Raw genomic sequence first — 12,180 nt, forward strand, 5'->3', positions numbered from 1 at the left:
CTTCCGAGGTCGGCCGCCGATCCAGGGACGCGCCGCCGGGGCGTCCCGGGGGGCCGGGGTCAGCGGGAGTCGCGGCGGGGGTGGATCAGCAGGGGCAGGATCGAGAGCACCACCACCGCCCCGACCAGCAGCCACAGGTAGTGGTCGATGCCCGGCACGGCGGCGCCCAGCCAGTAGCCGGCCAGCACCAGGCTCTGCGACCAGAGCAGCCCGGCGACGATCTGCCACACGGTGAAGGTGCGGGTGGGGACCTCCAGGATGCCCGCCAGCGGGCTGAGCACGGTGCGGACCAGCGGGACGAAGCGACCGAGGACGATCGCCTTGCGGTAGCCGTAGCGGCGCAGCAGTTCCTCCCCTCGGGCCGCGGCCGATCTCAGGCGTTTGCTGCGGGTGCGGGCGAGGGCCGGGCGGCCGCCGTGGCGCCCGATCAGGAAGCCGACCTGGGCGCCGACCACGGCCCCCACGGCGGCGCAGAGCATCACCTGCCAGAGCGAGAGGTGCGGCCCGGAACCGTTGCCGGCCGCGCAGAGGACCCCGGCGGGGAGCAGCAGCGTGTCGCCGGGGAGGAAGAACCCGACCACCAGCAGGCCGGACTCGGCGAAGGTCACCACCAGGACGGCGAGGGCGCCGAACCCGGCGAGCAGGGCGGACCCACTCGTCGGGTCGACGGCCAGCGGCAGCCAGGTCATCGCGGCCCCGTCCCGGCGGTCCGAGGGTCCGGGCGCTCGTGCGCCGGAGGATTGGACACGTCTCGAACGCTACCCGGGTGGCCGCTCCCGCACCGCTCGCAGCCGGCGCCGCTCCGCCCGCCGACGCCGGCGCCCAAGCGCTCCGGCTGGGCCGAACCCGCCACTGACCTGCGCGGACGGGTGCCGGACGAAGCCCGGGAGCCCGGGCGCGCGCACCCATGTGGAACGCGTGTTCGATCCACCGTGCCCGGTGTCAGGCCGGGCGGACGAGGCGGCTCTCGTAGGCGAAGATCACGACCTGCACCCGGTCGCGGAGTCCGAGCTTCTGCAGGATCCGCCCCAGATGGGACTTCACGGTCGCCTCCGCGAGGTACAGGGTGGCCGCGATCTCGGTGTTGGACAGGCCCCGGCCCACCTGGACGAGCACCTCGCGTTCACGGGCGCTGAGCCGCCCCAGCCGCTCCTCGTGGTCGGTGCCGCGGCCGCCGGGGATGTGCGGGCGGAAGTCCTCCAGCAGACGGCGGGTGATCCGCGGGGAGACCACCGCGTCGCCCGCGGCGACGTTGCGTATCGCGGTGAGCAGCTCCTCGGGCCTGGTGTTCTTCAGCAGGAAGCCCGAGGCCCCGGCGCGCAGTCCGGCGAAGGCGTACTCGTCCAGGTCGAAGGTGGTGAGGATCAGCACCCTGCTCCGCGGGGAGACCGCGATGAGCTGCCGGGTCGCCTCGATCCCGTCGGTCCCGGGCATCCGGACGTCCATCAGGACGACGTCCGGGCGCAGCTCCCGGGCGAGGCGCACGGCCTGGCTGCCGTCCGCGGCCTCACCGACCGGTGCCATGTCGGGCTGGGCCTCCAGGACCGTGCCGAAGGCCATCCGGAGCAGCGCCTCGTCGTCGGCGATCAGGATGCGGATCGTCATGCGGACACCGCTCCGCCGCTGCCGAGGAGGAGGCGGGTGCGGACGCCCCAGCCGCCGCCCGGAAGCGGTCCGGCCTGCAAGGTGCCCCCGTAGGCGGCCGAACGCTCCCGCATGCCGGGGATCCCGTGGCCGGACGGTACGGCGGCGGGCAGCGGCGGCGGGCAGGGGCCGCTGTCGGTGACGTCCACGGTGACAGCCTCGGCCGAGCACCGGATCCGGACCGTCGCGTCGGTGCCGGCGGGGGTGTGCTTCAGGGTGTTGGTCAAGGCTTCCTGCACCAGACGGTAGACGGTGAGCTGTGCGGTGGCCGGGATGTGGCCGTGACCGCCGTGGACGTCGAGGCTGGCCGGCAGCCCGGCGGCGCACATCTGGTCGACGAGGGACTCCAGTTGGGCGATGCCGGGCAACGGGTGGCGCTCCGCGTCCGGTTCGTCGGTCCGCAGGATGCCGAGCGTGCGCCGCATGTCGGTGAGGGCCTGCCGGCCCGTCTCGGAGATCTGCAGCATCGCGGCGGTGGCCTTGTCGGGCGACCGGTGCTGCGCGTAGACGGCCGCGTCGGTGAGCGCGACCATGACGGACAGGTTGTGGGTGACGATGTCGTGCATCTCCCGGGTGATGCGCGTCCTTTCCTCGGCGACGGCCAGGCGCGCCTGCTGTTCCTGTTGCTGCTCCAGGCGGGCGGCCCGTTCCTTCAGGGCCGCCAGGTAGGCGCGCGTGGTCCGCACGTTCACCCCGAGGACGGCGGCGGCGACGACCGTCGCGGTGACGGCGACGAAGGGCGTCAGGAACGCGCCGTCCGGCGCCCAGCGCAGGCAGGCCAGCAGGGCTCCGGCCTCCGTGACGGCCCCGGCGACGAGCGTGCCGCGCCGGTCCGAGCGCGCGGCCACCGTGTAGAGCGCCACCAGCAGGGCGACGTCCGCCGGCAGTTGGACGTCCATCAGCCACTGGACGAAGGCCGCGGCCGCCACGACGCCGAACACCGTGAGCGGGGCCCGGCGCCGCCGTACCAGGGGCAGCACGAGGGCGGCGGTGAGGGTCGCGGCCGCCGGGAGCTCGTGCGGCGCCCGCGTGGTCAGGACGTTGAGCAGCAGGAGCGCCGGCACCAGCGAGTCCCCCACCACGGGCGGCAGCCGGGAGCCCAGGCGTCCCGTCGCCGTCACCGGTCGCACCGCCCGCACGGCGGCCGTGGCGGTGCACCGGGCCGGCCGTACGGCTGTCCTCGCCGACCGCACCGCACCCCGCAGCCCGTCCCGCAGCTGGTCCCGCACCCCGTCCCGGTGGCGCACCGGAAGGACGTCGCCGGGTTCCACGGCCTCCTCGGTCATCACACGTCCCTGTCGATTCGGCGCCGGCGTGGCCCCGTCCGGTGCCCGCCCCGGCACACCACCGCCCGGGCGGGCGGCGGGAGCACGGACCCCGCGCCGCCCGGCGCGACGCGGCCCTGCCACGGTAGGCCGCGAGCCCCGCGGAGCACATGCGCCCAGGGGCTGACGCCAGCGGGCCTGCATCCGCCCGGAGGAGGAGTCCCACCACCTCCCGTGGTCGCAGGGCGGCCGCCGGCCGGGCGGGCCCGATTGCCACTCCGGTCGTACGGGGCCCGCCGCGAACGGCCACCCCGGTCGCACCCGGCGGGGCCCCGGGACGGATGTGGCGACGCGGGCCCGGCGCCGAGCATGGACGGGTGACCGAGATCATCACGGGACCGTCCATGTCCCCCCTGGAAATGCTCCTCCTGCTCGGCGCCGTCGCCCTGGTGACGGCGCGCTGGCTTCCCCCCGCCGTCCGCCCCCGCGTCACGATCGCGGCGGGGGCGGTCGTGGTGCTGTCCGCGATCCCGCTGGGCGGGGCGGGGCTCCGCTGGCAGCTGCTGCCCGTCCTGGCAGGCGCCGCGTTCGCGCTGCCGTTCGCCGTGCTCCCCCTGCTGCGACGCCGGACCGGCCGGACCCCGTGGCGGGCCCGCTGGTGGCTGGCCCTGCCCGGATCGCTGGCCTGCGCCGGCCTGATCGCCGCGGGCCCGGCGGCCGCCTGGGCCTTCCCCGTCCCTGTGTTCCCCGAGCCGTCGGGCGAGTTCGCGGTCGGCACCCGGGTGGTGCAGTGGACCGACCCGCTCCGCCCCGAGACCTTCACCGCCGATCCGGACGACCGGCGCACGGTCGTGGTCCAGCTCTGGTACCCCGCGCGGCAGGGCCCCGCGGGCGCCCGGCGGGCCCAGTACCTCGGACGCACCGAGCAGGAGGCCCGTACCGTCTCCGAGGCCCTCGCCCGCGGGGTCGGCCTGCCGGGCTTCCTGGTGGACGGTGTTCCGCTGGCCCGCAGCAACTCGGTCTTCGACGCCCCGGTGGACAGCGGCGCGGGGCGGTTCCCCGTCGTGCTGTTCTCGCCCGGGTCGGGCGGCGTGCGCACCCAGAACACCGCCTGGGCGGAGGACCTGGCCAGCCACGGCTATCTGGTCGCCGCCCTCGACCACCCCTACGACTCCGCCGCCGTCCTCCTCACGGACGGCCGGACGATCGACTCGGAGACCGCCTCCAGCGGTGACCCGGACGAGGACGAGAGGCTGGCGGCCGGCTGGACCGCGATCAGGGCCGCCGACCTCGGCTTCGTCCTCACCCGGCTGGAGGCACTGGACCGGGGCGAGGCCCCCGACCCGTTGAACGGACGCCTGGACACCGGCCGGGTCGCGGTGGCCGGCCACTCCATGGGCGGTGCCGCCGCCCTGCAGGCGGCCCGGCTGGATCGCCGGTTCGACGCCGTCATCGACCTGGACGGCTACCCCCACGGGCCCACCTCGCCCGCGCTCGCCCAGCCGGCGCTCGCGCTCACCCAGGACATCACCCCGGGGACCGACCCGCGCTACCTGCCCCGCCTCACCGAGGCCCTCGACGCCAGTACGGCGACGAGCTACCGGCTCACCGTCCCCGGCGCGGCGCACCTCACGTTCATGGACGGCCCCCTGTACCTGCCGCCCGTCCCCTCGATCGTCGGCACCCTGGGCCGCACCGGCAGCCCGCGCGTCGTCGCCGCGGCCACCCTCGCCTTCCTGGACACCGTCCTGCGGGACCGACCCGGTGACCTGGCCGGTGTCCTGCCGGCCTACGGCGGCCTCAGCGTCCACCACCCGGCCCCGAGCCGTTGACCGGCCACCCGCCGTTGACCCGCCCCGCCAGAACACGCACGACCGCCGGACGTGCCCCGGCGAGGCCCTCGCCCGGTAGCACCCCCGCCGACGCCCCCCCCGGGGGCCCGGACACCGTCCGATCGGATCTTTCTTCCGGATTTACGTTGTCGGACCGCCACCCACAGGTCTCCCAGGTGTCGCAAGAACACCTGAGCCAGAGGACGTGGACCCGAATGAACAGCGACCACCCCGTGACCGGTCACGCCCGGGCCGAGGACCGGACCGCCGCCAGTCGGCACGGACGCCGGCGCGGCCGGCGGAAGAAACCTTCCGCCGCGCCGAGGATGTTCGCGGTGCTGGCCGGATCGGTCGCGCTGGGCGGCGTGGCGAGCTGGTACGCGACGGTCGCCCCGCCGACCGGCCCGGACACCCGGCCGAGCGCCGCCAGCGCCCCCGACACGCTGCTCACCGCCCAGCTCGCCGAACCGCAGGCACCCGCCGCGCCGACCGGCTCGCCGTCCGCGAGCGCCGGACAGCCGTCCACGGCGCCGTCCCCCGGCGCGGCGCCGAGCAGCGCCGCGCCCGCGCCCGCACCTACCACCGCCGCAGGCACCCCGCAGGCGGCACCGGCGACCGGTCCGGCCGCCCGGCCCACCACCACCGCCCCGGCGACGCCGGCCCCCGCCAAGTCCTCCCCCGCCGCCGGCGCGCCGGCCGGCGGCAAGGCCGCGCAGTTCATCGACCAGGTCGCCGCGCTGGTCAACACCGAACGGGCCAACCACGGCTGCGCACCGGTGGCCGTCAACGCCAAGCTCCAGTCCGCGGCGCAGGTGCACTCGGACGACATGGCCGCCCGCGACTACTTCGACCACGCGGACCCCGAGGGGCATCACGCGGACACCCGGATCAACGCGACCGGCTACCGGTGGAGCCGCTGGGGCGAGAACATCGCGCGCGGCCAGCAGGACGCCGCCGCCGTGATGGACGCCTGGATGAACAGCCCCGGCCACCGGGCCAACATCCTCAACTGCGACTTCAAGGAGATCGGCGTCGGGGTCACCCTGGGCTCCGGCGGCCCGTGGTGGACCCAGGTGTTCGCCACCGCCGGCTGAGCGGGCCCGCATCCCCCGCCTCGCCCGCCCCGCCCGTGCCTTCCGCCCGTACCGCCCGCCGGTACGCCCGGGCGGAGAGCACGGGCGGCGAGCACAGGAGGAGCGCACGGGCGGGGCGCACGGGCGGGGCGCACGGGCGGGGCGCGAGCGGCCGACGGGACGGGACCGGACGGCTGGACGGTACGGGCGAGGAGCCGGCCGGATCAGCGGGAGGCGCCGAGGTCCAGCGTCCACAGCGTGCCGGCCGGGCTCGGCGCCGTGCCCAGCCCCATCGCGGTGTACCGGCAGTCGAGCATGTTGTCCTGGTGGATGGCACCGTCCATCCAGTCGTCCACCACCGCGTCCGGACCCTTCCGGCCCCGGTCGATGTTCTCGCCCCACAGACTCCACCGGTAGCCGCTGGCGGTGATCCGGCCGTCGGCCCGGCCGCCGTCCGGGTCGACGTGGTCGTAGTAGTTCCGGGCCGCCATGTCCTCGGAGTGCTTCTGCGCCGCGCTGTGCAGCCGCGGGTCGATCTTCAGGGCGGGGCAGCCGCGCTTGGCCCGGGTGACGTTGATCCGGTCCGCCATCTGCTGCTCGACGGTCCGCGCGGTGGGGCTCGGGGTGGGACTCGGCGTCGCCGAGACCGGGGGCACGACCACCGGGACGGGTTCGACCGGCTGCGGGGAGGCCGTCTCCGTCACCGGTGCGGGCGAGGGCGAGGGCGGCGCGGCGGCCACCGGCGGCGGCGCGGCTTCCGGCTCGGGGGCCGCGCGCAGGGCGCCCAGGACGGCGGCGCCGAGCGCGAGCACCACGACCGCGGAGCCGACCGCGCGGCCGGTCCGGCGCCGCCGGCGGCCGGGAGCGTGGCCGTTGCCGTGACCGCCGTGGCCCGCGCCGCCCTGCGCACCGGGGTCCTGTCCACCCTGGCCCTGTGCACCGTGGTCCCGCCCGGGAGAGCCGCTCGCGCCGCCGCCCGGACCCGCGTCCCCGCCACCGCTCCCGGCCGAACCGTCCCCGCCGCCGGCGGTACCGTCCCCGCCCGGCGCGCCGGACTGCGCGGCCGTCGGCAGGTAGCCGCCCGGGTGGTGCGGCAACGGCAGCAGGCCGAGGCCGGCCAGCAGGCCCTCGGCGGGCATCAGACCGCGCCGGTGGCCCGCGCAGGCGGCGCAGGCGCGGGCGTGCCGGGCGATCCGCTTGCGCCACAGGGCGGCGGGGCTGCCGTCCCAGGCCTCGGTGAGCGCGTCGAGCTCCGCGCAGCGCGGTTCGGCGGCGAGGGCCCGCACCACCACCCGGGCGGCCTCCAGCTGCTCGCGCATCCGCTGGACCCGGACGGCCGCGTGCTGGGGGGAGAGTTCCAGGGCCTCGGCCAGCTCGGCGCGGGTGAGTTCGCCGGCGGTCTCCAGCCACCACAGGGCGAGCAGGTCCCGGTCGCGGTCGTCCAGCCACCGGGTCGCCTCGGCGACCTCGCGGCGCTGCCCGGACAGGCCGAGCCGCAGGATGGTGAGGTCCACGAAGTCCGCGCCCGGGTCCGGCACCTCCTCCGCGGCGTCCAGCCCGGTCAGGCCGGCCTGCTGGCGGGCCGACCAGCGCCTGCGGACCTCGTTCATGGCGACGGCCACCAGCCAGGACCGGAAGGCCGACGGGTCGCGCAGGCCGTCGAGCCGGCCGATCACCCGGACCATGGTCTCCTGCACCACGTCGTCCACGTCCGCGTGACCGTCCAGCGCCCGGCCCACCACGTTGTAGACCAGCGGCAGGTAGGCGGCCACCAGCCGCTCCCTGGCACGCTCGTCACCGGCCTGCGCCGCGACGACCACCGCCGTCCCGACCGCGTCGCCCAGCTGCGCCCGTGTCCCCGTTCGCGCCTGCATCAGCACCGTCCTCAGCTCTCCGACCCCTGACACCCCCGCACCCCTCGGAGACCCCTGCCACCCGGCGGGATAACAGGAAACCGCACGGCTGTGCCGGGACCGGCCGCGGGGTCCCCGGTGGCCGGTCCCCGACGGGTGGGGCCGGGCCCGGCCCGGGTCGTCCCTCCACGGACGGAGACGCCGCCGGCCGGGGTCGTCCCAGGCGCGTACGTCACCGAGCGTGTACCCCTGATCTCTCCCTGAGGATTGCGTCATTCCGTGCCAAGGCAGGGGTGGATCGGGGAGCATGGGAGGCGACCTTCCCCCGGTCTCCGGCCGGGGGGACTTCCATGCCGAACCGAACGGACGGTGCCCGCCATGTCCGGACTGTCACTGCCCGACGACTTCACCGGCCGCGACCCGGCGCCGCAGGGCCACGGCGGTGGCGTCGGCGGCGCGCAGGCGATCCGCTGCCCGGCCTGCCGCCGCGAGCACCTGTACGAGCCTCCGTCGCTGCCCTGTCCCTGCGGGGCGTCGCTGAAGGTGCCGCTGCTGCGCGGCGGGGTGCCGGTGCAGGTCCGGTTCCGGTCCTGGGAGGACTCCTGGCTGAGCATGCGCTGCCCGCACTGCGGCCGCTCCGACCAGTGGCCCCAGCCCGAGTTCACCTGCAACTGCGGCGCCACCGTAAGGCTCCCGGTCGACCGGGCGACCCGCCTGCCGGGCGCCGCCGGCACCGGCCCGCAGGGCACCCGCCCGCAGGCCGCCCGCCCGTACAGTCCGCCCGTCCCGGCGCCGCCCGCCATGCCGCAGGTCCCGCCGCAGGGGCACTGGCAGCAGCGCGCGCCGTTCCACCCCCAGCCGGTGCACACCTCGCAGGACGCGGTCTTCACCGCCGCGCGGTACCTGGAGTGGCTGGGCTTCGACGACCTGGAACTGACGGAGGCCCAGGAACGCGACGGCGTGACCCTGCTGGGCCGGCGGATGGTCGCCCAGGTGGACGTCTGGACGGAGCCGGCGGACGTGAAGTGCGTCGAGTGCCTCTGGCTGCAGACCCTGCACGCGGAGGAGATGGCGGCGGCCATGTTCACCATGGCCGGGTACTCCCACCAGGCGACGGTCCGTGGCGAGCAGCTGCTGGTGGCCCTGTTCAGCCTGGACCCGGCGGGTGTCCCGCAGCCCGCGAACGGCGCGGCGGAGTCGCTGATGGAGACCGGCTGGACCTCCTGACCCGGGCGCGGCACGGCGACCCGCGCGCCCCCTCGGATGCGCCGGCGCAGGGCCGGCCGCGGCGGGCCGGTCCAAATCAATGACGCTCGTGATCTGGTGCACAAGCTCACCCCCGTGTTGAATTGCCGCCACAGCAGCCCCGGCTGCTGACAGTCCGGCTTGTCTGGATGGCGCACACAAGGAGGTGGCGTTGTCGGAGCACGGAAGGGCCCTGGGGGGCTGGGACAGAGGGGGACGGGCTCCGCAGGAGCCGGGGGGCACCGTGTGGCGGCTGCGCTCGAGGGCCTGCTGGCAGGAGGCCGCGGAACTGTTGCGCCCGGCCGCCGAGCACGATCCCACCGTGGCCCTGGAAATGGCCGAACTCCTCATCGAGCAGTGCATGTTCACCGCTTCGCACTGGCAGCAGGCCGAGCAGGCCCTGCGGCTGGCCGAGGCGGGTGTGGCCACCGCGGAGCAGCGCGCGGGGGCCTCCTGCGCGCGCGGGTTCCTGGCCTACGTGGCCAGCGTGCTGGGCCCGCGCGACCGGCTGGACGAGGCGCAGGCCGCGCTCGGCCGGACGTCCGCCCTGCTGCCGCCGGACGCTCCCGGGCGTCCGTTACTGGACTTCCGCCGGGGGCTGGTGGCGGAGAACCTGCTGCGTGACCCGACGGCGGCCTGGATCGCCTACCGGCGGGCGCACGACGGCGCGCGGGCGCACGGTGACGAGCTGTTGACCTCGTACACCTGGCGGCACCTGGCCGCGCTGGCGCTGGCGGGCGGGGACACCGCGCGCGCCCGGGAGGGGTTCGCCGCCTCGCTGGAGCTGCGCGAGCAACTCGGCTTCACGGTCGGGGTGGCGCCGGCACTGGCCGCCCTCGCCGAGGTGTCGGAGCCCGCCGAGGCGGCCCGGCTGCGGGCGGAGGCGGCACGGCTGGTCCAGGCGCTCGGGGGCGTACCGGTCTGGCTCGCGCGCCAGCTGAGCGCCGTCCCCGCGCCGGGTACTCCCCCGGACGGCCGCATCGGGCAGGAAGCGGGGGATGCCATCAGCTAAGGTGAGCCTAACCTGGCCGGGGGGAGCAGCGCCCCGGCCGGGTCAGCCTTGCCGTTCCCGGGCTCCCCCGAGCTCCGGTCGACCCGATAGGGCCCGCCCATGACCGTGAGCAGCATCGAGCCGCGCCCGTCACCGCCCGCCGCCCCCGACCGGGCCGCCGCCGCGCCCTTCGCCCTGGCCCACGCCCGGCTGGGCGAGGCGTTCCCGACCCTACGGGTGCACCACGGGCCGCCCCGGAGCGGCGGCGGCTGGGTGAGCGGCGCGCAGCTGCTGCACGATCCGGCGGGGCTGCGCGAGCTGATCGACTTCGACGTGCGCGACGGCCTGGACCGGTACGGCACCGCGCTGCGCCCGGACGTCGCGGCGGGATTCTGCCTGCACCGCTACTGCTGGCCGGTCGGGCTGCTGTTCACGCTGCCCTGGCTGCTGGAGCGCCGGGTGCCGGTGCTGGCACCCGAGGCGCTCTCGCTGCGGCGCGACACCGGCGAGCTGACCGCCGAGCCGGGGGCGTTCTTCTGCCTGCCGCAGGATCCGGCGGCAGGCCTGCCCGGCGCGCTGGTGGTGGCGGACGAGGCGGCGCTGCGGGAGCGCCTGCTGGCGGCTCTGACCGAGCACTTCACGCCCGTCCTGGCGGTGTTCCGGCCCGAGGTGCGACGGGGCCCGCGCACCCTGTGGGCCTGCGCGACGGACGCGGTGGTGGAGGGCCTGTGGCAGGTGTCCGCGGCGCTCGGCGAGGAGGAGCGCGCCGTGGACGCGCTCCGGTCGCTGCTGCCGGAGCACGCCGGGGCGCGGACGGCGCCCTTCCTCGCGGGGACGGGCTTCCGGTTCGAGGAGCGCGACGGTTCGTCCCCGGTCCGGACCCGGACCCGGGCGGGCTGCTGCCTGCTGTACACCGTCCGCCCGGCGGATTCGTGCACGGGTTGCCCCCGGGTCGCACGATGTTGACGACCGGAACAGGGCCGAGAGGCCCAATTTCCAGGAAATAGCGCACCGAATTAGTCATACGATGCGCTTTATTTTCCGTCAGAAATCCCCCTCCTCAGCGCATTGACAGCAAATCAGCCGTACCGCACCGCGTAATCCGCCATGATGGTCCCGCCGTCACTACGCAGGAAAGCGAGGCTGGTTCAGGCGATGAAACTGTCCGACATACCACTGGGCTGGGCCGTCAGCGGCGTGGCAGCGCTCGTGATCAGCGCCGTGCTGGTGGCTTTCGCTCGAAGCAGGGGCTCCGCCGGCACGGTCGGCGGCGATTCCTGGGAGCGTTCCGAGGAGCGGCGGCGACGCAAGGAATCGCTCTACGGCGCCGCCTCCTACACCCTGCTGTTCTGCTGCGCCGCCGTCGCGGCCGCGCTCTCCTTCCACGGCCTGGTCGGCTTCGGCGTGCAGAACCTCAACCTCTCCGGGGGCTGGGAGTACCTGGTGCCGTTCGGCCTGGACGGCGCGGCGATGTTCTGCTCGGTGCTGGCGGTCCGCGAGGCCAGCCACGGCGACGCCGCCCTCGGCTCGCGACTGCTGGTCTGGCTGTTCGCCGGCGCGTCCGCCTGGTTCAACTGGGTGCACGCCCCGCGCGGCTTCGGCCACGCCGGCGCCCCGCAGTTCTTCGCCGGGATGTCGCTCTCGGCGGCCGTGCTCTTCGACCGGGCGCTGAAGCAGACCCGGGTGGCGGCCCTGCGCGAGCAGGGCCTCGTGCCCCGTCCGCTGCCGCAGATCCGCATCGTCCGCTGGCTGCGGGCCCCGCGCGAGACCTACGCGGCCTGGTCGCTGATGCTGCTGGAGGGCGTGCGCAGCCTGGACGAGGCGGTCGAGGAGGTCCGGGACGACAAACGGGAGGCGGCCGCCAACCGGGAGCGTCAGCGGCTGGCCAGCCGGCGCGAGCGCGCCGAGATCCGCGCCATCAACCGGACGCACAGCGTCTGGCGCCCCCGCGGGGCGGCCCGGCAGCTGGAGTCCGGATCCGGATCGGAGTCCGCGATAGCGGGGCCGGACGCGCCGACGCCGTCGGGCCCGGCCGGGGCGCCGGACGCACGGACGGACGGCCGGCCCGCCCCGGCGGCGGAGGGCACCGTGCTCCAGCCGGGCCTGCCGGTGCGACCCGGCCGGCGGACCATCGACCTCACCGCCGACGAGGACACCGTGACCCTGCCCCGGCTGGACTCGCTGGAGCAGAAGCTCAAGGACCTTGAGCAGCAGTTCGGCTGACGGCGCCGCGGCCCGCCCGGCGCCGCGCTCCGGCCCGCGGTCGTCGGGCCGCCC

10 protein-coding genes are annotated in these 12,180 nt (G+C 76.0%); 6 read left to right on the forward strand and 4 right to left on the reverse strand.

Translation table 11 applies throughout. The features are described 5' to 3' along the window. Positions 1–59: 59 nt before the first annotated feature. From J2S46_RS10580 to J2S46_RS10590, 3 genes are all read right to left on the reverse strand, one after another. Positions 60–689, reverse strand: a complete 630-nt coding sequence (locus J2S46_RS10580; protein ID WP_191290448.1) for a DedA family protein — start codon at positions 687–689, stop codon at positions 60–62. A gap of 253 nt (positions 690–942) precedes the next feature. After that, positions 943–1,605 (reverse strand): response regulator, encoded by a 663-nt coding sequence (locus tag J2S46_RS10585; protein ID WP_191290447.1) that lies wholly within the window; start codon positions 1,603–1,605, stop codon positions 943–945. After that, positions 1,602–2,930, reverse strand: a complete 1,329-nt coding sequence (locus tag J2S46_RS10590) for a sensor histidine kinase (RefSeq protein WP_229912788.1) — start codon at positions 2,928–2,930, stop codon at positions 1,602–1,604. Before J2S46_RS10590 ends, J2S46_RS10585 begins: the two co-directional genes overlap by 4 nt. Positions 2,931–3,250: 320 nt before the next feature. On the opposite strand from J2S46_RS10590, the gene J2S46_RS10595 reads away from it, so the two are divergent. Both J2S46_RS10595 and J2S46_RS10600 read left to right on the forward strand, forming a co-directional pair. Next, positions 3,251–4,741: an alpha/beta hydrolase family protein gene (locus J2S46_RS10595; protein WP_191290446.1), complete on the forward strand. Its 1,491-nt coding sequence runs from the start codon at positions 3,251–3,253 to the stop codon at positions 4,739–4,741. A gap of 215 nt (positions 4,742–4,956) precedes the next feature. After that, positions 4,957–5,835 carry a CAP domain-containing protein gene (locus tag J2S46_RS10600; RefSeq protein WP_191290445.1) on the forward strand — a complete coding sequence of 293 codons (879 nt, stop codon included), beginning with the start codon at positions 4,957–4,959 and terminating at the stop codon, positions 5,833–5,835. Between the two features lie 203 nt (positions 5,836–6,038). Here J2S46_RS10600 and J2S46_RS10605 read toward each other — a convergent pair whose 3' ends face one another. After that, the gene (locus J2S46_RS10605; protein WP_191290444.1) at positions 6,039–7,688 is read right to left on the reverse strand and encodes a sigma-70 family RNA polymerase sigma factor; all 1,650 of its coding nucleotides are present in this window, start codon (positions 7,686–7,688) and stop codon (positions 6,039–6,041) included. Positions 7,689–8,045: 357 nt separating this feature from the next. Between J2S46_RS10605 and J2S46_RS10610 the strand changes: the two genes are divergently transcribed. The 4 genes from J2S46_RS10610 to J2S46_RS10625 all read left to right on the forward strand — a co-directional run bounded on the left by J2S46_RS10610 (position 8,046) and on the right by J2S46_RS10625 (position 12,126). After that, positions 8,046–8,894 (forward strand): hypothetical protein, encoded by an 849-nt coding sequence (locus J2S46_RS10610; RefSeq protein ID WP_229912786.1) that lies wholly within the window; start codon positions 8,046–8,048, stop codon positions 8,892–8,894. Between the two features lie 211 nt (positions 8,895–9,105). Continuing rightward, a complete protein-coding gene (locus J2S46_RS10615) occupies positions 9,106–9,924 on the forward strand; it encodes a hypothetical protein (protein ID WP_191290540.1) in 819 nt (272 codons plus the stop codon). Positions 9,925–10,023: 99 nt separating this feature from the next. Beyond that, positions 10,024–10,869, forward strand: a complete 846-nt coding sequence (locus tag J2S46_RS10620; protein WP_191290443.1) for a (2Fe-2S)-binding protein — start codon at positions 10,024–10,026, stop codon at positions 10,867–10,869. A 189-nt stretch (positions 10,870–11,058) separates the two neighbouring features. Next, positions 11,059–12,126 carry a DUF2637 domain-containing protein gene (locus J2S46_RS10625; protein ID WP_191290442.1) on the forward strand — a complete coding sequence of 356 codons (1,068 nt, stop codon included), beginning with the start codon at positions 11,059–11,061 and terminating at the stop codon, positions 12,124–12,126. Positions 12,127–12,180 lie beyond the last annotated feature (54 nt).

The organism is Kitasatospora herbaricolor (genome assembly GCF_030813695.1).
Classification (GTDB): Bacteria; Actinomycetota; Actinomycetes; order Streptomycetales; family Streptomycetaceae; genus Kitasatospora; species Kitasatospora herbaricolor.

What these genes read in the sequence shown, in the direction of transcription:
- J2S46_RS10580 (WP_191290448.1), bottom strand. Translation starts at nt 689, where the DNA reads ATGACCTGGCTGCCGCTGGCCGTCGACCCGACGAGTGGGTCCGCCCTG.
- J2S46_RS10585 (WP_191290447.1), bottom strand. Translation starts at nt 1,605, where the DNA reads ATGACGATCCGCATCCTGATCGCCGACGACGAGGCGCTGCTCCGGATG.
- J2S46_RS10590 (WP_229912788.1), bottom strand. Translation starts at nt 2,930, where the DNA reads ATGACCGAGGAGGCCGTGGAACCCGGCGACGTCCTTCCGGTGCGCCAC.
- J2S46_RS10595 (WP_191290446.1), top strand. Translation starts at nt 3,251, where the DNA reads ATGTGGCGACGCGGGCCCGGCGCCGAGCATGGACGGGTGACCGAGATC.
- J2S46_RS10600 (WP_191290445.1), top strand. Translation starts at nt 4,957, where the DNA reads ATGAACAGCGACCACCCCGTGACCGGTCACGCCCGGGCCGAGGACCGG.
- J2S46_RS10605 (WP_191290444.1), bottom strand. Translation starts at nt 7,688, where the DNA reads ATGCAGGCGCGAACGGGGACACGGGCGCAGCTGGGCGACGCGGTCGGG.
- J2S46_RS10610 (WP_229912786.1), top strand. Translation starts at nt 8,046, where the DNA reads ATGTCCGGACTGTCACTGCCCGACGACTTCACCGGCCGCGACCCGGCG.
- J2S46_RS10620 (WP_191290443.1), top strand. Translation starts at nt 10,024, where the DNA reads ATGACCGTGAGCAGCATCGAGCCGCGCCCGTCACCGCCCGCCGCCCCC.
- J2S46_RS10625 (WP_191290442.1), top strand. Translation starts at nt 11,059, where the DNA reads ATGAAACTGTCCGACATACCACTGGGCTGGGCCGTCAGCGGCGTGGCA.